Annotated in this window: 18 protein-coding genes and 1 pseudogene; 13 read left to right on the top strand and 6 right to left on the bottom strand. The window is 71.3% G+C overall.

Translation table 11 applies throughout. The annotated features are described in order from the left end of the window. Nucleotides 1–335: 335 nt before the first annotated feature. Nucleotides 336–749 carry a hypothetical protein gene (locus E6U81_RS36020; RefSeq protein WP_136234220.1) on the bottom strand — a complete coding sequence of 138 codons (414 nt, stop codon included), beginning with the start codon at nt 747–749 and terminating at the stop codon, nt 336–338. Between the two features lie 611 nt (nt 750–1,360). Here E6U81_RS36020 and E6U81_RS40260 point away from each other — a divergent pair. Continuing rightward, nucleotides 1,361–1,690 (top strand): hypothetical protein, encoded by a 330-nt coding sequence (locus E6U81_RS40260; protein ID WP_168714840.1) that lies wholly within the window; start codon nt 1,361–1,363, stop codon nt 1,688–1,690. A 676-nt stretch (nt 1,691–2,366) separates the two neighbouring features. On the opposite strand, the gene E6U81_RS36030 is transcribed toward E6U81_RS40260, so the two are convergent. Together E6U81_RS36030 and E6U81_RS36035 are read right to left on the bottom strand one after the other, a co-directional pair. After that, on the bottom strand, nt 2,367–3,887 hold the full coding sequence (locus E6U81_RS36030) for a catalase (protein WP_136234221.1): 1,521 nt from the start codon (nt 3,885–3,887) through the stop codon (nt 2,367–2,369). Between the two features lie 268 nt (nt 3,888–4,155). Continuing rightward, nucleotides 4,156–4,419: a hypothetical protein gene (locus E6U81_RS36035; RefSeq protein ID WP_136234222.1), complete on the bottom strand. Its 264-nt coding sequence runs from the start codon at nt 4,417–4,419 to the stop codon at nt 4,156–4,158. A 459-nt stretch (nt 4,420–4,878) separates the two neighbouring features. Between E6U81_RS36035 and E6U81_RS36040 the strand changes: the two genes are divergently transcribed. From E6U81_RS36040 to E6U81_RS36055, 4 genes are all read left to right on the top strand, one after another. After that, nucleotides 4,879–5,031, top strand: coding sequence for a hypothetical protein (locus E6U81_RS36040; protein WP_168714839.1), 153 nt, complete (start codon nt 4,879–4,881; stop codon nt 5,029–5,031). Between the two features lie 110 nt (nt 5,032–5,141). Then, nucleotides 5,142–5,648, top strand: a complete 507-nt coding sequence (locus E6U81_RS36045) for a hypothetical protein (protein WP_136234224.1) — start codon at nt 5,142–5,144, stop codon at nt 5,646–5,648. Then, on the top strand, nt 5,645–8,482 hold the full coding sequence (locus E6U81_RS36050) for a tetratricopeptide repeat protein (protein ID WP_136234225.1): 2,838 nt from the start codon (nt 5,645–5,647) through the stop codon (nt 8,480–8,482). The genes E6U81_RS36045 and E6U81_RS36050 overlap by 4 nt, the downstream gene beginning before the upstream one ends. Further along, entirely contained in the window at nt 8,398–10,878 is a 2,481-nt protein-coding gene (locus tag E6U81_RS36055) for a tetratricopeptide repeat protein (RefSeq protein ID WP_136234226.1), read from the top strand. Before E6U81_RS36050 ends, E6U81_RS36055 begins: the two co-directional genes overlap by 85 nt. A gap of 485 nt (nt 10,879–11,363) precedes the next feature. Here E6U81_RS36055 and E6U81_RS41840 read toward each other — a convergent pair whose 3' ends face one another. Next, the gene (locus E6U81_RS41840) at nt 11,364–11,633 is read right to left on the bottom strand and encodes a hypothetical protein (protein ID WP_136234227.1); all 270 of its coding nucleotides are present in this window, start codon (nt 11,631–11,633) and stop codon (nt 11,364–11,366) included. 184 nt (nt 11,634–11,817) lie between these two features. Here E6U81_RS41840 and E6U81_RS36065 point away from each other — a divergent pair, with 184 nt between their 5' ends. The 8 genes from E6U81_RS36065 (at nt 11,818) to E6U81_RS36100 (ending at nt 17,738) form a co-directional block, all read left to right on the top strand. Continuing rightward, nucleotides 11,818–12,153, top strand: a complete 336-nt coding sequence (locus tag E6U81_RS36065) for a hypothetical protein (protein ID WP_136234228.1) — start codon at nt 11,818–11,820, stop codon at nt 12,151–12,153. A gap of 500 nt (nt 12,154–12,653) precedes the next feature. Next, nucleotides 12,654–13,706: a PP2C family protein-serine/threonine phosphatase gene (locus tag E6U81_RS36070; RefSeq protein ID WP_240804219.1), complete on the top strand. Its 1,053-nt coding sequence runs from the start codon at nt 12,654–12,656 to the stop codon at nt 13,704–13,706. Nucleotides 13,707–14,058: 352 nt separating this feature from the next. After that, a complete protein-coding gene (locus tag E6U81_RS36075; protein ID WP_136234230.1) occupies nt 14,059–15,183 on the top strand; it encodes a YhjD/YihY/BrkB family envelope integrity protein in 1,125 nt (374 codons plus the stop codon). Between the two features lie 152 nt (nt 15,184–15,335). Further along, on the top strand, nt 15,336–15,536 hold the full coding sequence (locus tag E6U81_RS36080) for a hypothetical protein (RefSeq protein ID WP_346766197.1): 201 nt from the start codon (nt 15,336–15,338) through the stop codon (nt 15,534–15,536). 214 nt (nt 15,537–15,750) lie between these two features. Beyond that, nucleotides 15,751–16,167 (top strand): phage holin family protein, encoded by a 417-nt coding sequence (locus tag E6U81_RS36085; RefSeq protein ID WP_136234232.1) that lies wholly within the window; start codon nt 15,751–15,753, stop codon nt 16,165–16,167. After that, nucleotides 16,164–16,631 carry a DUF3618 domain-containing protein gene (locus tag E6U81_RS36090; RefSeq protein WP_136234233.1) on the top strand — a complete coding sequence of 156 codons (468 nt, stop codon included), beginning with the start codon at nt 16,164–16,166 and terminating at the stop codon, nt 16,629–16,631. Before E6U81_RS36085 ends, E6U81_RS36090 begins: the two co-directional genes overlap by 4 nt. Continuing rightward, a complete protein-coding gene (locus E6U81_RS36095; RefSeq protein ID WP_136234234.1) occupies nt 16,628–16,894 on the top strand; it encodes a DUF4235 domain-containing protein in 267 nt (88 codons plus the stop codon). Before E6U81_RS36090 ends, E6U81_RS36095 begins: the two co-directional genes overlap by 4 nt. Before the next feature lie 586 nt (nt 16,895–17,480). Further along, nucleotides 17,481–17,738 carry a DUF488 family protein gene (locus E6U81_RS36100; RefSeq protein ID WP_136234235.1) on the top strand — a complete coding sequence of 86 codons (258 nt, stop codon included), beginning with the start codon at nt 17,481–17,483 and terminating at the stop codon, nt 17,736–17,738. A 53-nt stretch (nt 17,739–17,791) separates the two neighbouring features. Here the strand turns inward: E6U81_RS36100 and E6U81_RS36105 are convergent, their stop codons facing one another. Then, the gene (locus E6U81_RS36105; RefSeq protein ID WP_136234236.1) at nt 17,792–18,223 is read right to left on the bottom strand and encodes a hypothetical protein; all 432 of its coding nucleotides are present in this window, start codon (nt 18,221–18,223) and stop codon (nt 17,792–17,794) included. A 124-nt stretch (nt 18,224–18,347) separates the two neighbouring features. Continuing rightward, nucleotides 18,348–19,225 (bottom strand): annotated as a pseudogene (locus E6U81_RS36110) (SDR family oxidoreductase). Nucleotides 19,226–19,234 lie beyond the last annotated feature (9 nt).

Here is a 19,234-nt window from a genome sequence, read left to right on the forward strand (position 1 = left end):
TTGTACCCGACGATGTCGGTGCCCTGCTGGTACCCGATGCCCGGCCCGTAGCCCCAGATGTCGAACTCACTCACAACTGCTCCATTTCGGCGGATGTCACGACTGGCGTTCCGTCACTGAACGTATGACCGGGCTCGACGGTCGGCGACCGGGGACCACCTTTCGGGTATGGGCTGGTGCCGTTCTGGTCGGGCGGGAGCAAGAACGCGCGAGCAGGCACACGGCTACCTGGCAGTCGCGGCCTGGCGGGAATGTTCCCGAGCTTCGCTTCGACAGCACCTGGGTCTGCTGCGGCTGGCAGGAGCGTGCAGTGAGCGGGGGCACGTCGGAGTGGACTACGAGTACACCTGCCACCAGCGGTCCGCCTCAGCGCGAGCCACTTCGGCGTCGTACTGATTCGCGTCGAAGTGGAGCTCTGGCGGCGGATAGGGGTCGGGGGCGAGCGGGGACCACCGCGGCACCTCCCAGTCCGACCACTGAACGATCTCGCCGAACCGCTGCACGACCACGTTCAGGAAGCCGCAGCATCCACCCGTGCACTCGGGTTCCCCCAGCTCCAAGCGGCGCGGTTCGCCCGTCGCTCGCAATGGGCCGGGCAGCCCTGCCGGCAGCATTCGGGCCGCATACGGCCCGCGGCCGCCTACGTCGACCGCTTCTTGAACTACGTCCTCACCGTTGACCCAGAATCGCAGCGTGGCAGCGAACCGGGGTCCCGGCGGCAGCGCCTTGATCTCCAGATAATCGAACATCAGGCCACCATACGGGGCGCGCTGACGTCGCGACCCTGTCCACGACTCCAATTCGCACCCACGCGATAGCCGTGGGAAGAGGTCTGTCCCGTGTCCGGGGGCCGGCGGCACCGCAGGGGTACACGTACCGGTATGGCTCGTGAACGGATCCGGTGGCCCCTCGTCGTGGACCGTGCTCGGGAGATCGTGGACGGGTACGCGCTGTCTCAAGGTGACCTTAAGACAGGTGGTGTACCGCCTCGCCGCCGAGGGCGTGCTGCCGCACACCCCGCCGATGTACCGCCGGCTGTCCGCCCGGCCGGCCCAGGCCCGCCGCGAGGGCCGCTTCCCCGACCTGATCGACACCGTCCGCCAAGTCCACGTCCCACCGGCCTGGCCGAGCGCGGACGCCTTCGGGCGGCAGCCGCCCGACTGGTTCCGCCTCGACCGCATCGCAGGCCAGGAGCACGCCCTGTACGTCGCGGCGGAGAAGGATACCCTTCGGCAGCAGCTGACCGGCTGGCTCGAGTTCGCGGGCATCCCCGTGCTCATCGTCTGCGGCTTCAGCTCCCAGTCCTACGCCGACGTCGTCCGCGACCGTGTCAACCGGGAGCAACGCCGAGCCCATCGAGATGGGCCTGAGTGTCGAGGACGACATCGCCCGGCTTCAGCCGGGCGTGGAGCCCCGCTTCTTCTCCGATGCCAATGTCGGCTGCTTTGCCGATGCAGGCGCTTGGACGACCTTGTCCGCACCGTTTCGCACGTTCATAGACGGGGTCCCTGCACCGCGCGCTTCTGAGCAGTTGGCCGACGGGTGCGAACGGGTACGAGATGAGTCGCAGCAAGCCGATCCGGTCACGTTCGGGGCCGAGTCGGGCGGCGTCGTCTGGTTGGGCCGCACGAAGACGGGCGATGTGGCGGCGATCGTCGTCACCAGCGGCATGCCCGATGCCAAAGCATGACGTCGCTGCTCCCTCTGCCTGTCCTGCAAAGCTGCAGTGGCGCACCGTATGGCGGATGACCAAGTTGGGCCGCCCCCCCCGGTCATCTGAAGCGCTGACTGCAGGCGCACCCGAGCGGGGTGCTGTTCGACTCGGAGCGCAACCTGAAGAAGGAGCGGGCCGTGCCCGTGACTGTCTTCCCTCCGGCGCCGCTGCGGCACCTGTTTTCCGGGCTGGGTATGCCTCACTGACGGACCCGTCAGCAACCGGCTGGCCGGGCGCTGAGGGAGCCGTTGATGTTGACGTCCGGGTGCTGGCGGACGACCTGGGCACCGCCCACCCCGACCGATCCCCGCTTCCGTCCGTAGCCCGGCTGGGCCCGCTCCCGCGGCGCCCGCCGCCTCGGGAGCGGGCCCGCCGATGCTGTGCCTGCTGCTGTGCCGTGGGCGGGGCAGGCGACCGATCCGTGGGCCACGCCCGCCCCCGCAAGCCGCCCAGCACCCTGAAGGGGCGGATCGACTTCCTGGTCAGGCAGCTCAAGTCGACCAGTACGAGCTTGCTAGAGCCGGACAGCCGTAAGGCCCGGAGGAGCCGGCCACCCTCGTGGTGGCCGGCTCCTCCGGGCATCGGGCCCCGCCCGCACCGTGCTGCGGCGCCGCGTTCAGGTCCGCGCGCGAGCAGGCCCGTATGTGAACGCTCAAGCCTTGTCCTGCATGCTGCTCCGCGCTGGGTTGCCCTGCTGGGCCGCCTTCGGGTCCTTCTCGGCCGCCCTGGCGCGCACGCCCTGCGCGATGCGCTCGCCGATCGACTTGTCGATGTTGGACCAGTACTGGAAGGCGCGCTCCAGAACCGGCTCGGTCACCCCGTTCAGGAGGTGCCCCACGACGTTCTCCACCAGCCGGTCGCGGGCCGCGTCGTCCAGGACCTCGCGGACCATCGTGCCCGCCTGGCTCCAGTCGTCGTCCTCGGCGTGCGACACGTAGGCGCTGCGGGTGATCGCCCCGTCGGTCTCCCAGCTCGGCGGCTGGCCGTACCGTTCGGTGTCGGCCGCCGGGCCGCCCTTGGAGTTCGGCGCGTAGACCGGGTCGGTCGCCTTCCGGAAGGCCATGGCGCCGTCCTTGGAGTACGTGTGCACGTCCACGACCGGGGCGTTGACCGGGAGCTGCTGGTAGTTTCCGCCGATGCGGTGGCGGTGCGCGTCGGCGTACGAAAAGAGCCGGCCCAGCAGCATCCGGTCCGGGCTCGGGCCGATGCCGGGTACGAAGTTGTTCGGCTGGAAAGCGGCCTGCTCGATCTCGGCGTGGTTGTCCGTGGGGTTGCGGTCCAGCGTCATCCGGCCGACCTGGATCAGCGGGTAGTCGCCGTGCGGCCACACCTTCGTCAGGTCGAACGGGTTGAACCGGTACCCCGCGGCCTCCTCATACGGCATCACCTGCACGTACAGGGTCCAGCTGGGGAACTCCCCGTCCCGGATGTGCTCGAAGAGGTCGCGCGTGTGGTAGTCGGTGTCGGCCGACGCCATCTGATCGGCCTCGTCCTGCGTGAAGCACTCCACGCCCTGGTCGGTCTTGAAGTGGTACTTCACCCAGAACCGCTCACCGGCGGCATTGATCCACATGTACGTGTGCGAGGTGTACCCGTTCATGTGCCGCCAGGTACGCGGGATCCCGCGGTCGCCCATCAGCCAGGTCACCTGGTGGGCCGACTCGGGGGAGAGGGTCCAGAAGTCCCACTGCATGTCGTGGTCGCGGAGGTTGTTGTCAGCGCGGCGCTTCTGGGAGCGGATGAAGTGCTGGAACTTCATCGGGTCCTTGACGAAGAAGACCGGCGTGTTGTTGCCGACCATGTCGTAGTTGCCATCGCTGGTGTAGAACTTCAGCGCGAAACCGCGCGGGTCGCGCCACGTGTCCGGGCTCCCGCGCTCGCCCGCGACGGTCGAGAACCGGGCCAGCAGCTCGGTGCGTACGCCAGGCTGGAAGACGGCGGCCTTGGTGTAGGCGCTGACGTCATGGGTCACCCCGAAGTGGCCGAAGGCGCCGCTGCCCTTGGCGTGCGGCTGCCGCTCGGGAATCCGCTCCCGGTTGAACTGGGCCATCTGCTCGATCAGGTAGGCGTCCTGGAGCAGGATCGGCCCGCCGGGACCCGCGGTGAGCGAGTGCTCGTCGCTCTCGACGGGTGCGCCCGAATCGGTGGTGGTGGCCGGTGGCACGTTGGTCATGGAGCCTTCCTCTCTCGAAGCAGGACGCCGATGCGGTTCAGGAGCGTCCCCGGTGGCAGCCCCGTGACCGTCCGCTCCGCGAAGACCACCACCCGCAGCTCTACGCCTAGCCCCGTCCAGCCGATGGCAAACGCATGTACGGGCAGTCACCTCGGCCGGCCCTGTCGGCGGCCTCCCGGGTGAACGGCGAATGCGTGTACCTACCGCCCGGTGTGGTTCTCCGGCAGCTCGTTGGCCTACGACTTGTCGCTGCCCCGCGTACGGAGCGCTACAAGCCCGTCGTCGGCCCGGTGGACCGGGCGGTGGCGGAGCGCCTGGTGCGCGCGGCCGCGGCCGCGTTGTCCCGGACGGGCGGGCCGAGGGCGCAGGTGACGTGGCCGCGCTCGGCGACCTCCTGGTCGCCGCCGCCGCGCACGCCCCCGCGGCCGTCCGCGAGCGGATCGCCGCGGCTGCCAGCGCCTGCGAGCAGGCCGGCCGGGCTCCGGGCGACCGGTCGTTGGATGGGCGGGCGCGTGCGGGCGGGCGTCGGCACGTGCGTTGGAACACGCCCCCGCGCAATGCCCGGGGGCGGCGGCGCGGTGGTGGTCCTGACCCTGCTGGTGGCGCTCGTGGAAGCGGTGGAGGCCGCCCGCCTGTGGCACGAGGCGCAGGTGTACCGCGCGCAGGCGAAGGCGGCGGCCGACGCCGGACGTTGGCTGCGCGAGGCGGCGGCAGCAGCCGGCGCACCGTCATCCCGGCCCGGCCCCGGCCCGGACGGCGCGCGCGTCGCGGACCGCGGACCGCGGGCCGTGGCCCGACCCCGCCCGGTGCCCCGCTCCGCGGTCATCGAACCCGGCCCGGAGGGCCTGCCACTGGTCGGACAGCCTTCCCCCCGCGGGCAGGAGCCCTTGGTGTGCCCGTCGGGGACGTTCGGGTGCTGCTCCCGTTCCCGACACCGGAAGGGGCTTTCCCTGCGGGTGTTCCGGAGTGTTGCGGCGTCGACACCCCGCACGTGGCCATCTCGCCGGTGAAGCTCGGCTCCGGACTGCGCCTGCGGGATCCGCCCGAGGAGCTGCTCGACCGGTTCCACCCGGAGTTTGTCCCCAGCCCGAGCGGCGTGACGCACCACCTGTTCCGGCGGCGTGACCCGGACCGCGCGGTGTGACCAACAGAAGTGGGCACGCCGGTTGACGTGAACCCCGCCATCAAACGCGCCCCCCGGTGGCACACTTGTGCCCCAGGAGTGGTTCCGTGCTTCTGTAGGGGGAGATCGTCTTGGATCCTGCTGTCGCGGCTGTCGCCGCCACCGCCGCGACCACGCTCGTCACCGCGATGACAACGGACGCGTGGGGGCACACCAAGCAGGGCTTCGTCCGACTGCTCGGGATCGGGCGCGCCGACGAGGGCGCCCGGGCCGGAGCCGAGCTGGAACAGGCGCGGGCCACCGTCCTCGCCGCGTACGAGCGGGGCGACGAGTCCGCCCTGGGCGCGGCGCACGACGACTGGGCGGCCCGCCTCGGGGCGGCACTGGAGACGAACGCCGACCGGTCGGCCGAGTCCACGGGGCTGCTGCGCGAGCTGCTGGCCGGCCGGCCCGGCGCCGAGGGCGAGATCCGGGCCCTCGACGCGGCGCTCCACCGGTCGGCCGCCGGCGGCGTCTACAACCAGGTGATCCACGAGGGTGGCGCGGGCGCGCAGGGGCAGGGAGCCAGCATCACCATCAACAACAACCATTACGGGCCTGGTGGTTCGTCGGCGCGGGCGCCGATCGGCGAGTCTTGACCGAGCCGCGCTACGAGCAGCACGTCGCCGCCGGCGCGGTGGCGGCACAGGGCCCGAACGCGACCGCGACTGTCAACCACTACTACGGGACGCGGCTGCCCGCGATCGACGCGTTGCCGGCCCCGGCCGCCCCGGACACCGCGTGGTTGATGGCCCAGCCCAGCCGTCTCCTCGACGCGCGGAGCCACGTCGTCCCCTTCATCGGCCGAACGGCAGAGCTGGAGCGGCTGCGGCAGTGGCGGGACGCGCGGGACGCACGGCTGTCGGTGCTGCTGCTCCACGCGCCGGGCGGCCAGGGCAAGACCCGGCTGGCCACGGAGTTCGCCGAACTGTCCCGGAGCCCCGGCCTGCCGGCGGCCGAGCGCTGGGACGTCCTCCAGGCGGGTTTCCGGGGCGGGCTTCCCGGCCCGGCGCCGTCACCGTCCGCCGGCGGGGCCGGTGTGCTGCTCGTCGTCGACTACGCCGACCGCTGGGCGTACAGCGAGCTGGAACAACTGCTTGCCGATCCGGTGCTGCACCAGCAGCGCCCCACGCGCGTCCTGCTGATCGGCCGTACGGTCCGCTGGTTCGCGGCCCTGCGCGGCGAGCTCGCCGACCGTCGCGCCGACGCCGGTGACCTGCTGCTGCCGTCCCTGGACGAGGACCGGCTGCGGATGTTCACCGCGGCAAGGGACCGGTACGGCGCGAGCGACCTGTACGGCCTGCCGGACCCGGCGGACGTCGAGCCGCCCGCCTCCCTCGGCCGCCGGGACTTCGGCCTGACGCTGAACCTGCACATGGCCGCCCTGGTGTCCGTCGACGCCCGTGCGCGCGGCAAGCGGCTGTCCCTCGCGGAGCCGCACGAACTGTCGGCGTACCTGCTGGACCGCGAATACCGGGCGTGGCAACGCCTGTTCGACGCGGGCGGGCAGGGGCAGGACTACCGGACCCGGCCCGCGATCATGGCCAAGACGGTGTTCACCGCCGCCCTCACCGGTGCGGTGGACCACGACACCGGGCTGGCGGCGTTACGGTCCCTCGACCTGCCGGGCCACCCGCAGGACCTCCTCCTGGACCACCGGTTCTGCTACCCGCCCTCCGAGCGCGAGCTGGTCCTGGAGCCGCTCTACCCCGACCGGCTCGCCGAGGACTTCCTCGGCCTGCTCACGCCCGGGCACGACGTCAGCGCGTACGACCCGGACCCGTGGACGAGCGGTGTTCCGGCCGCCCTGCTGAACGGCGAGCTGCGGCCCACGGTGTCCCCGCGCGCCGTGACGTTCCTGGCGTCCGCCGCAGACCGCTGGCACCACATCGGCGAGCGGGTGCTCTACCCGCTGCTGCGCGCCCAACCCGGCATCGCGATCGCCGCGGGCAGCCCCGCCCTGACCGCGCTCGCGGCCCTCGCCGACACGCGCGCGACTGGGGCGGGCGGGGCGGCCGAGCGAGGTGGTGCGGCCGCGCAGCGCATACCCCCGTCCCTGCTCGCGGCGCTGGAGGCCGTCGAGTCGCACCTGCCCTCGGGCCGTCACGCGGACCTGGACAGCGGGATCCTCGCCGTCATCGAGACGCTGATCGCGCACCGCCTGGCCTCGACCACGGACCTCGCCCAACGCGCCTGGCTCTACGGCACGCTGGCGTGGCGACGGGCCAACGCCGGGCGCCGGGAGCAGGCGGTCGCACCCGCCGAGGAGGCCGTACGCCTGCACCGTGAACTCGCCGGGGGCGACCCCGAACACCTGCCCCAGCTGGCGAACGCCCTCAGCGTGCTCGGCGACCGGCTGTCCGCCGCAGGCCGCTGGGAGGAGGCGCTGTTCCTCGCCGAGGAGTCGGTGGCGATCAGCCGCCGCCTGGCCGCCTCCGACACCGCCCACCAGGACCGGCTGGCGGACTCGCTGGCGGGGCTCGGCAACCGGCTCTCGCGGCACGGCCGCACCGAGGAGGCCCTGGCCGTGACTCAGGAGGCGGCCGGGCTGTACGGGCGCCTGTGCGAAGCCGACCCGGTGTACCGGCCCGACCTGGCGGGGCTGCTCAACAACCTGGGCATGCGCCTCCTCGACGCGGGCCGCGTCGAGGAGGGCCTGGGCGCCGCCGAAGAGGCCGTTGAGCTGTACCGGCGCCTTTCCGACGCCGACCCCGACGCCGAGCGGCACCACTTCGCCATGTCGCTCGCCAACCTCGGGCTCGCGCTGCGCGCCTCAGGCCGCTCCGAGGAGGGCCTGGAGATTGCGGAGGTGGCCACCGACCTGTACCGCGGGCTCGCGGAGGCGAACCCCGCCGCCCACCAGCCCGACCTGACCACCGCGCTGATCAACCTGGGAACCTTCCTCGGGGACCTGGGCCGCGGGGAGGAGGCCCTCGCCCCGGCCGAGGAGGCGGTAGCCATCCAGCGGCAACTGGCCGAGACCGACTTCGCCGCCCACTGCCTCGACCTGGCGAAGGTCCTGAACAACCTCGGCACCCGGCTCCTCGCGCTGGGCCACGAGGAGCGCGCCCTCGCGGTCACGCGGGAGGCCGACGACCTGTACCGGCGGCTGGCGCTCGCCCACCCCACCGTGGACCTCCCCGAGCACGCGGACGTACGCCACCGGCTGGCCCTGGTCCCGGGTCGGGCCGGGAGGAGGCGCTCGTCGCCACCCGCGAGGCGACCGAGCTGTACCGGCGGCTGGACGGGACCGCCACGGCCGCCGAACTCACGGACACGGCGACCCTGCTGGGCAAGACCGGCCAGACGCTGGCCCGCCTCGGGCGCTTCGAGGAAGCCGTCACCGCCGTGGAGCGGGCCGCGCTCGTCCACGTCGGGACCGGTGATCGCCGGCGCGCCGCGGAGCTGCTCCTCGAGTCCGGCCACGCCCTGATGGGCATGCGGCGCACCGCGGACGCGGCCGCGCTCTTCGACCGGGCCGCCGGCCATTTCCGCCACACCGGTGACGTCGTCCTGGAGGGCACCGCCCTCACCAACCTCGGCACCGCCCTGGCCGGTGACGGCCGCGCCGACGAGGCCGTCACCGCCTGCGAACGCGCCGTGGCCATCTTCCGGGGCTCCACCGAGCGGCTCTTCGAGATCGCGGTGCTCACCAACCTGAGCAATGCGCTGACGGCCGCGAAGCGGTTCGCCGAAGCCGCGGACGTCAGTCGGCGGGCCGCCGCCCTCGCCGACGAGAGGTCCGCCGCATCCTCCGGCGGAGCGGGTGACGGACCAGGTGTCGGAACAGGTGTCGGAACAGGTGACGGAACGGGTGACGGAACGGGTGACGGCCGCCGTGAGGGCATCCCGCTGCACAACCTCGGCAACGCCCTCATCAGACAGGGGCGGTTCGAGGAGTCCATTGCCCCTACGCGGGAGGCCGCGGCCATCTACCGCGAGAACGGCGACCACGGCCGTGAGGCGGACTCCCTCGGCAACCTGGCCGACGCCCTGTACGCGACGGACCGGCTCGACGAGGCGATCACCGCCTACCGGCGTTCGGCCGCTCTCTTCAACGAGACCGGCGAGCGCGGCAAGGAGGGCCGGATGCTCAGCCGGCTCGGCACCACCCTGGTGCGCACCGAGCGCCACGGCGAGGCCGTCACGGCCACCCTTCAGGCCGCCGCGGCCTTCCGGGAGCTCGGCGACCGCACCGGTGAGGCGTTCGCGCTGATCAACCTTGGCAACGCCTGTACAGCGACCGGCCGTTACGCGGAGGCGGCCACCGCCTGCGGGAAGGCGGCCGCGCTGCTGCGCGAGACCGGTGACCACGGGCACGAGGCCGACGCGCTGGCAAACCGCAGCGAGGCCCTGGCCGGAGCGGGGCGGTACGAGGAGGCTGTCACCGCCTGCGAGCAGGCCGCCGCCGGTTACCGCGAGGTGGGCAACCCCGCACGCGAGGGGGCGCTGCTGCACAGCCTCGGTACCCATCTCTTCCAGCTGCACCGGACCGCCGAGGCGATCACCGCGTTCGAGCGGGAGGTCGCCGTGAGCCGGGAGGCCGGCGACCGCGACGGCGAGCGGTCGGCGCTGCACAGCCTCTCCCTCGTCCTCGTCTACGGGGGCCGGTACGCGGACGCCGTGAGCGTCTGCGAGCAGGCCGCCGCCGGGTACCGGGAGGCCGGCGAGCACGGCACCGAGGCCGAACTGCTCGGCCGGCTCGCGTCGGTGTTCATGGAGCTGGGGCGCGTCGAGGAGGCCGTCACCGCACGGGAGCGGGCGGTCGCCGCGCTCCGGGCGGCGGGGGACGTGCGGAGCGAGGGAGCGGCGTACGGCGAACTCGCCGAAGCCCTCGTCCACGTAGGCCGGTACGAGGAGGCCGTCACCGCCGGCCGGCACGCCGCCCGCATCCACCGGCGGTCTGGCGACCGCGCCGGGGAGGCCCGGGCGCTCACCGTCATCGGGCGGGCGCTGATCGGGCAGGGAAAGCCCAAGAAGGCCGTCTCCGTCTGCACCGAGGCCATGGACCTCTTCCGCGAGGCCGGTGACGGCCGCGCCGAGGCCGAAGCCCTGCACCAGCTCGGTGACGCCCTCGCCGCGGCGGGCCGGAGGGCGGAGTCCGCTGCCGCCGTGCAGCGGGCCGCCGTCCGGTACCGGGACGCGGACGACCAGCGCGGCGAGGGCCTCACCCTCTACCGTCAGGGCGAGACGCTCATGGCGGAGCGCCGGTACGAGGAGGCCGTCACCACGTACCGGAGGGCCGTCGCGCTGTTCGAGGCGGTCGGACTCCCCGACCTGGAGGGTTCGGCGCTCCTCAACCTGTGCCGCGCCCTGCGGGAGCTGGACCGGGGCGAGGAGGCGGTGACCACCCTCCGGCGGGCCGCCACCGTCTACCCCCGGACGGGCGACCGCGAGCGGGAGTCACAGGTCCACTTCCACCTCGGCGGCATCCTGGAGCAGATGGGCCGGCTTCAGGAGGCCGCCCCCGCCTACCACCGCGCCGCGGAACTGTTCCGCGCCCGGCAGGACCGCGGCAACGAGGGCCAGGCCCTGTTCCGGCTCGGCATCGTGACCGTGGGTCTCCGCCGGTACGAGGAATCCGTCCCCGCGTTCGAGCGGTACCTGCGGATCTGCCGGGAGACCTCGGACGGTACGGGAGAGGGCACGGCTCTGCTCATGCTCGGCGGCCTCCTGGTCGACGTGGGCCGGTACGAGGAGGCCGTCACCGTCAACGCCCAGGCAGCCGAACATTTCCGCCGCTCGGGCAACTCCAACTCGGTGAACCTGGCCCTGAGCCACCAACAGAAGGCCCTGCACGCCCTGCGCCGCGCCGGCGAAGGGTCGTGACGGCCAGGGACGGGGCGGGGCGGCGACCCGCGTGGGCGGGGCCTCGGCCTCCGGCGTAAGGATCAGCGGCAGGGGGAATGGGTGCGGCATCGGATCCGCGCGGGATCGGGGGACCATGGCGCGCACACGCCGGTGCAGAGGCTGCGGCGGCATGAACGCCGTCGTACGCCGCGACACCTGTCGCGTCGGGTCCTGCCGGCGTTCTCGAATCACCTTGGCCCCGCTGGTTCCCGGTAGGCCGTTATGGGCGTGGGCAGTCCGCGCCGACACGGGTGTGCGGGTCAGGGCCCCGACCGCCGCCAAGGTGATGGCCGGTGCCGGACTCCTGCTGTCGGCGGCGGTCGTGGTGCAGTCGTTGAGGAGCTGAGCGCTCCCAGGGGTGTCCGGCCAGCGGGTGCGCGGCTGGTTGAAGCGGAGGCAGATGACGCAGCGGGCCGCCCCCGACGCCTGGCACGTGAAGCACGGCCGGCCCATGCTCACGCGGCCTACTGACCGGGCGGGAGGCTCCTGTGCTCCGCCTCCGGATCAGGTGCTGCTGATGCAGCGGCCCGGTCTTCGGGGTGGGAGACCGGCAGCAGGCGGATCTGCTGCGGGTGGGTGCCGTCGTACGGCGTGACAGCATCGAACTTCATGCGGCTGTGGTCCTGGATGAGCATCATCTCTATCACCCGGGCCGCGGTCTGCAGCTCATCGGCTGTCGTCCCGGGCCCGATGGCCGTCGGCGAGGAGACCCTGCCGTCGTCGTCGCGGTCCACATGGAAACCACGCTGCTTGACATGATTTGGCTTCGCTCGCCGCAGTCGTGGCTTCCGCCTGCCGCTGCTGGTGGGCCTCCTCCCAGGAGGCAGCTTCCGAGCCCGTCGCACGCACACAGCTGTAGTCACCCCAGAACTCCGCGAGCTCGTCACCGAAGACGACAGCCTGGAGGTACTTCTGCGTGTGACTGCGCCCGTGGGTGGCCAGCGCGTCCACCCGGCGCGGCGTCTCATCACCCTCGCTCCAGGCGATGTGGGTGTCCTCGTCGCAGGTGGTGGGCCGGACCCGGTCTACTTCGACGTCGGGAGCGGTCCGGACGTGCCCTCGACCTCGCCCTGGTCGGCCTACGACGGCCGGGCCGGCCGCCCGCGCGCCGAGGTGCTGCGCGTGCGGATGGCGCGGCGCCGCCTGGTACCCGCTTACGGGCGGACCTGGCCGCGGTCCGAGCGGGGCGCCGGCGTGCGGCTGTCGCGGTCGGCCAGCGCGTTGACGTCGGCTTCTGACACGGGCCTGCGCTGAGACTGTCCGCCGGGTTCATCGGCGTGCGCGCCAGGCGGGGGAAGGCGCTGATGACGACGCGAAGCCGGCCTCGCCGACCGCTGCTTAGATCCCGGCGCAGGTGGCGAGGAGCGTGACCAGAACCACGGCGTCGGGCACACGGGGCGCCCCGGCTGCGGGGCCGGGCCGCGGGTGGTCCGGTCTGCAAGAGGGACTGGTTCAGCTGGCCAAGGACCTGAACCTGCACCCCTTGGAGGCGCGGCCGTTCCCGCGCTCGCCCCCGTACGCCGTGTCAGACAGGGCGATGAGCGGGGGCTCGGGCAGGATGATGATGACCAAGCGGGCCGACGGATTTGGCGGTCGGTGGCGCTGACGAGGATCGGAGTGATGTGCGGGAAGACGCGCCCGAGGCCGCACTGGTACACGTTCTCGCCCGCGCTCACTTGGCCACAGCCCACCAGATGCCGTCCCTCATCGATGAGGCTGCACGGCGTCTGGGTGCCGATGGCGCAAGCCTCTACGTGGCCGATCTCCAGCAGGTCAGGCTGGTGGCGCTGCCCCGGCCCGACCTCGCGGCCGAGGACGAGGCACTGGACATCGACACGTCGCTGGCCGGGTTGGCCTACCGCACCCAGCAGATCCAGCAGGCCCGCGACGGCACGGCCGCCTATATCCCGATGATCGACGGGGTCGAGCGGGTCGGGGTCCTGCGCGTCACCGCAGCCCGTCTCGATGCCGCCATGCTCCAGGCTTGCAAGGCACTGGCGGACCTGTCGGCCCTGCTGGTGGTTGCCAAGTCCCTGCACAGCGAGCTCCTCATTACCCGAGAGCGCACGCAGCCGATGAGCGTGCAGTCCGAACTGCTGTGGGCGTTTCTGCCGCCGCGGACGATCGGCACCACCAGCGTCACCTCGTCCGCGGTACTGGAGCCCGCCTACGAGGTCGGCGGCGACGCCTTCGACCACAGCCTGGACGACGGCACCCTGCACTTGACCCTGCTGGACGCGATGGGGCACGACCTGGCCTCCGGCGGAGCCAGCGCCATCGGACTGGCCACCTGCCGTGCGACCCGCCGCTCCGGCGGCACCCTGCCCGACATCGCCACCGCCATCGACCGCACCCTGGAGCAGTGGCTCCCGGGCCGCCTCATGACCGGGGTCATCGCCGACCTCGACTCCCGCACCGGCCGGCTCACGTGGATCAACTGCGGCCACCCGCCACCGCTCCTCGTCCGCGAGGGCCGCGTCCTGCCCCATATCCTGGAACGGACCCCGCAACTCCCGCTCGGCCTGGGCTTCCACACCCAACACCCGCCCACCCTGAACCGTGAACGCCTCCAGCCGGGCGATCGCATCCTCCTCTACAGCGACGGCGTCACCGAAGCCCGCTCACCCGCCGGCGACCTCTTCGGCGAGCAGCGCCTCGGCGACGCCGTCATCCGTTCCACGACCCAGGGCGATACCTCCCCCGAGGCCCTGCGCCGCCTCATCCAAAACCTCCTCGCGCACCAGAAGAACAGGCTCCGCGACGACGCCACGCTCATGCTCGCCGAATGGCACCCCACACCCGGATGACGCCGTACGCAGTCCTCGCACGCCACCACCGCCCTCCTCGCACGCCACCACCGCCCTCCTCGCCCCTGACACCCCTCCAGGGGGAGAGACCACGACCCCCGGAAGGGTTCGACAGCACCGCCCAACGCATCAGGCCGTGCAGCAGCGACTGCCCGATCCGGACCAGAGGGCCCGGGACAGCGAGCCACCGCTCGGGCGACCAGGGCCACGCAGTGCCGCGTAGCGCCCCGTGTCGGCACACCACTGCGGGGCCCCGGCGTACGCGTGGCGGTGGCTCGCACAGAATGCAGAGCTGGCTTCGAAACATCTGTGGGCGGTGCATGAGACCTCGGTGAGAGGAAAGCCGCTGGGTATGACATACACCTCGAAACCAGAGCACCGTAACGCTCGCGCACCCACCCGGGACGGGCCTGACGACGTGGGCCCCGACGAGCAGGTCGAGGAGAGGGCACCGGACCACCTCTCGCAGATGCCGAAGCGGTCATGGAAAGCGGTGCTGCGCGGCACCCTGAAGGAGTTCAAGGACGACGAGCTCGCCGACCGGGCCGCAGCGCTGACCTACTACGGTGTGCTCGCCCTCTTCCCAGCCCTGCTGGTACTGGTCTCCCTGCTGGGCATCGCCGGGAAATCAACGACCGACCAGGTTGTGGACAACCTGCAGAAGCTGACACCCGGCTCAGTACGCGATGTGCTCACCAACGCCATCCAGCAGCTCCAGGGCAACGCCGGGATCGGATCGCTCGTGGCGATCATCGGTTTGGTCGTCGCGATCTGGTCGGCCTCCGGCTACGTCGCCGCGTTCATCCGCACCTCGAACGCCGTCTACGACATGCCTGAGGGCCGCCCGGTCTGGAAGGTCCTGCCACTGCGCCTGGCACTGACGGTCACGCTGATGGTCCTGGCGGTGATCAGTGCCCTGATCGTGGTCTTCACCGGTGCTCTGGCCAGGCAGGCAGGCTCCGCTCTCGGCGTCGGCGACACGGCGATGACGGTGTGGTCGATCGCGAAATGGCCCGTCCTGGTTCTGCTCGTCACAATCATGATTGCGATCCTGTACTGGGCCGCACCGAACGCCAAGGGCCGCGGCTTCAAGTGGATCACCCCCGGGAGTTTCCTGGCGCTTGTGATCTGGATGATCGCCTCGGCGGGCTTCGCCTTCTACGTGGCGAACTTCGGCTCCTACAACAAGACCTACGGCACCCTCGCCGGCGTGATCGTCTTCCTGATCTGGTTGTGGATCACCAACCTGGCCATCCTCCTCGGCCTGGAGTTCGACGCCGAGCTGGTCCGCCAGCGCGCCATCGCCGGCGGCCACCCCGACGACGAGGAGCCCTACGTCGAACCCCGGGACACCCGTAAGTGGAGCGATGAGGACCGCCGCCGCCTGGGTGACCCGGGCCGCGATGACGCAGAGGAGGAGCGTGCAGAGGAGGAGCGTATGGAACGTGGACATCCTGGCTCCGCTGCGCAGCCGTGACCATAGCCGCGCCCGGCAGATGGCCGCATGGGACTCCGCCTGGGCACGACAACTCCTCCCAATGACCACCCAAGAAGTGCATCCCGCCCGACGACGACGCCGAGAGTCGCCCTGACAGCTCCTCCTTCCCCTCTGGTCACACCGCGGCTGTCGTGGCGTTCACCGCGGCGATCGCTCCCACGTGGCCGTGGGTCGGGGCCGCATGCCACGCACTGACCCCGATGGCGGGGATCGAGCGGGTTCACAGCGGCACGCACTACCTCTCGGGCGTCGTCGACGGCACCGTCATCGGCCTGGCCGCAGCCACGCTGGTCCGGACAACGCCCCGTTTCCTCCTCCACTGCCGGGGATGACGCGGAGCCCAGGCGGGTGACCAGCTGCTCGGGGGGTAGGCGGGCTGTGACGCCAGCAGCGTACTTCGAGAGCACCTGATTCGTCCGCGATCGCACTGCTGACGTCCCGGAAGACGAATCGCCCCCTGAGCAGCGCGGCACCGCACAGGAGGGCAGACGGCAGCCATCGTGAGGTCAGCGCGCCAGACCAGAAGTGGCAAGCAAGGAGTGGAACATGAGCGTTGTTGGACGTCCCGCGGGGCGCACTACCGATGAACCGGTGGGCGAACTCGTCTCGCGGGCATCGCAGCAGATATCGGAACTGGTCCGTGAGGAGATGCAGTTGGCCCGGGCGGAGATGACCCAGAAGGGCAAACGCTTCGGCGTGGGTGGCGGCCTGTTCGGCGGGGCGGGCTTGGTCGGCATCCTCGCGGCACAGGCCTTGGTCGCCGCCGTGATTGCAACTCTCGCTCTGCTCCTGCCGTTCTGGGCCTCAGCTCTGACAGCCGCCGCGCTGCTGGCGGCTGTCGCCGCCGCGATTGCCACTGCGGGCAAGAGGGAAATCGCCAGGGCCGGCACACCCGCACCGGTGCAGGCCCTCGACAGTGTGAAGGCCGACGTGGCCGAGATCAAGGAGGCAGCACACCGATGAACACCCCCTCCACGGGCGACAAGGAACCCTCGCCCACCCCCGATGAACTGCGCGAGCAGATCGAACAAACCCGCGAGGAACTCGGCCAGACCGTCGAGGTACTGGCGGCCAAGTCGGACATCAAGGGGCAGGCGAAGGAGAAGGCTGCCGAGATCCAAGAGCAGGCCGCCGAGAAGGCCACCCTGGTGACCGGACAGCTTCGGGACAAGGCAGCGCAGGTAGGCCGACTGGTGAAGGACAAGACGCCCGACCCGGTACTCGACAAGGCGGCACACACCGCATCGCAGGTACGCGACACCGCCGCCCACGCCGCGCAACTTGCCGCCGAGAAGACCCCGGATGCGGTAGCCGAGAAGGCCCAACAGACCGCGACCATGGCGCGCGCCAACCGCACCCCGCTGCTCGCCGCGGCCGCCGTGCTCGTCGTCCTCATGCTCCTGCGCCGCAACCGGAGGCAACGATGAAGGCATCCAAGATCGCCTATAGGCCCATCGGACTGGTGCTCGGCGCCACCAGCGGCATGATCGCCGGTGTGGCCTTCAAACAGGCGTGGAAGATGATCGGGCACGACGATGACGCCCCCGACGCCACCGACGAGCACCGCACCTGGAAGGAAGTTCTGATCGCCGCAGCCCTGCAGGGAGCGATCTTTGCCGTAGTCAAGGCTGCCGTCGACAGAGGAGGAGCAGCCACGACCCGGCGCATCACCGGCACCTGGCCCGGCTGAGCCGTCCGACCGGCGCCGACCCCACGTTCCGGGTCCTGGCTCTCCGCCCCTGCAGTCCCCGAGAGACTTGGAGGAAGGGGCCGCCCACCACGGGCTCGGGTCTTCGCCGCCCCCCTCACCACCGCCGTGCTCCTCACCCAATGAAGGGCGGTCCGCGCCGACTGCGGCACACTGAGGCCCCTTGCATGGCGACGGCCGACGACCCATCGCCGGATGGGTAGACCGTCCTGACAGGTCGGTGCGCTGCTCACCGCCTACCTCGCCCCGACCCTTCGCGGGACAGGTGGCACTTGAGCCGTACTGGCACCTCGCATCGGTCGGCCCTCACCCCCATGCGAGGGCCGGGGCAGCCAGACCTCGGCGAAACCCCCTGGTCACGTGCGCTGAGTCCGGTCTTGGAGGAGCGGGCGGAAGCTTGCCAAAACATACCGCCCGCCGATGGGCGCGCCGGGCCCGGGATCCCAGCCACTCGGCCATGACCTGCTGCGGCTGGGACTGCCAGCCGGTGGCCAGCATCCGTACCCGCAGGCGCTCCGCACGACGGCGCAGGTCCAGGAGGTGAAACAGGCCAGCCGTAACCGTAAGCCTGCAGTACCGCGAGGACGATCGCCAAGGCGTGGGCAAACGCAACCGCGAGGCCCTGGCACCGGAGGACGTCACGCGCTACACCGGTGAAGTCCTCGACCTGTTCGACCTCGGTGCCCTCGTGGCCGACCTCCCGGACGGATCAGTGACCGCCCTCCTTTGCGTCGAGCGTGATCCGGAGGCATGCCACCGCTCGCTCGTTGCCGAGCGCCTGCGCGCCGAGCACGGCCTACCGGTCACGAACATCCGCCCCGTCTGAGCCACGCCCCCTCCCTGGCATCGAAGACTGCCCTGGGCGGGGGCCCGACGTGGCTACAAGGTGTGGTCGGGGTGCTCGGGCGTGCGCCGACGCTCCTTCAGGCGTGCCTCGTACAGGTGGTCGCGGCCCTGGCCCAGCTGGGCGACGATGTCCTGCTCGATGCCGGCGAAGGGCCGGTAGTAGGTGTCGTTGTACGCCTCGATGATCTGGAAGGTCCAGTGCCCCGGGATGACGTTCCGCCCGAGCACTTCCTGCTCCACCAGGCGCGCCTGCGACTCGTGGCCCGCTTCCCTCAGCAGCCTGACGGCGTCGTCCAGCTCGAAGTCCGCGGTTCCCGTCAGTTGGTGGAATCCATAGAGGTGCCCTCGCGCCCGCTCGGTCGTCTCCAGCGCCTTGGACAGGGCGCCCAGCGCGGCGACGGTCTTCTCACTGACCCCGTCGGGTACCTGGTGGGCATCGTCAAGTGACTCGTTCACCTGCACCATTGAGCCCTACGATCCGAGGCCGAGGGCCGCACGACACGAGTGTTACCTGCTGAGATGGAGGATGGATAGCTCGCGCTGGCACCGGCCACCCGACGACAGGGGGCTCACATTCGTCGTGGGCGAATCACCGGCGTCGGTCGTCGGCGCGGCCGCCTGCTCCCAGCAGACCTGTCGCCTCGAAGCGCTGCGTCCGTTCCAGGCGTGGGAGTTCGGTGCGCGCGATGTGTGCAACGACGGCAGGAAGACAAGCCCTCACTGGTTGAACGGCACGCAGCCAGGCGGGTACGTAGACGGATGTCGCGCGTCGTTGTGCGGCTGCGGCCAGCTTGTCCGCGACCTGCGAGACCGGGTACACCTTGCGTGCCGGCGGGGGCATGTGAGCTCGCAGTTCGCGTAGAACGGCGTGGCGGTCGGCGTCTCGGATCATGTCGGTGTCCGTCCAGTTGATGTAGGCGATTCCGACAGCGACCCCGCGATGGGCGAGTTCCGCACGCAGGGCGTGGGCGAAGGACTCGACCCCGGCCTTCGAGGCGCAATAGGCGCTCATAAGAGGAGACGTTCCCAGGGCCGCCAGGGAGGCGACCTGCTGGTAGTAGCCGTGGGTGCTGAGAAGGTCCGGTAGGAAGCAGCGCGCCGTCGTCGCGCTGCCGATCAGGTTGACCTCGATGACACGACGCCAGATCTGCGGATGGGAGTCTGCGAAGGGGCCCCCTCAGCGACGCCCGCATTGCCCACCACGATGGAAGCGGACCCCAGACGTGTGCGGACTTGCAGGGCCGTGTCGGCCATGGCGGCGTCGTCGGTCACATCGACTTCCCAGCAGGCCGACTCGTGACGCAGGGAGTCGGCCACGTCTTGGAGTCGCTCTCCTTCCAATCCCAGCAGAGCCACCCGCGCGCCCCGGTCGTCGAACGCGCGGGCCAGGGCCGCTCCCAGCCCCCGTGCAGCTCCCGTCACGACCACAGTGCGGCCCGACAGGGAGCGGCTGGATGTTCGCCTCATCACTGGTCG

The sequence above is a fragment of the Streptomyces sp. A0592 genome (assembly GCF_004795115.1).
GTDB lineage: Bacteria > Actinomycetota > Actinomycetes > Streptomycetales > Streptomycetaceae > Streptomyces > Streptomyces erythrochromogenes.

Coding starts and splice junctions, on each gene's coding strand:
- E6U81_RS36085 (WP_136234232.1), top strand. CDS start 15,751: ATGAGCGTTGTTGGACGTCCCGCGGGGCGCACTACCGATGAACCGGTG.
- E6U81_RS36095 (WP_136234234.1), top strand. CDS start 16,628: ATGAAGGCATCCAAGATCGCCTATAGGCCCATCGGACTGGTGCTCGGC.
- E6U81_RS36090 (WP_136234233.1), top strand. CDS start 16,164: ATGAACACCCCCTCCACGGGCGACAAGGAACCCTCGCCCACCCCCGAT.
- E6U81_RS40260 (WP_168714840.1), top strand. CDS start 1,361: ATGGGCCTGAGTGTCGAGGACGACATCGCCCGGCTTCAGCCGGGCGTG.
- E6U81_RS36105 (WP_136234236.1), bottom strand. CDS start 18,223: ATGGTGCAGGTGAACGAGTCACTTGACGATGCCCACCAGGTACCCGAC.
- E6U81_RS36030 (WP_136234221.1), bottom strand. CDS start 3,887: ATGACCAACGTGCCACCGGCCACCACCACCGATTCGGGCGCACCCGTC.
- E6U81_RS36020 (WP_136234220.1), bottom strand. CDS start 749: ATGTTCGATTATCTGGAGATCAAGGCGCTGCCGCCGGGACCCCGGTTC.
- E6U81_RS36075 (WP_136234230.1), top strand. CDS start 14,059: ATGACATACACCTCGAAACCAGAGCACCGTAACGCTCGCGCACCCACC.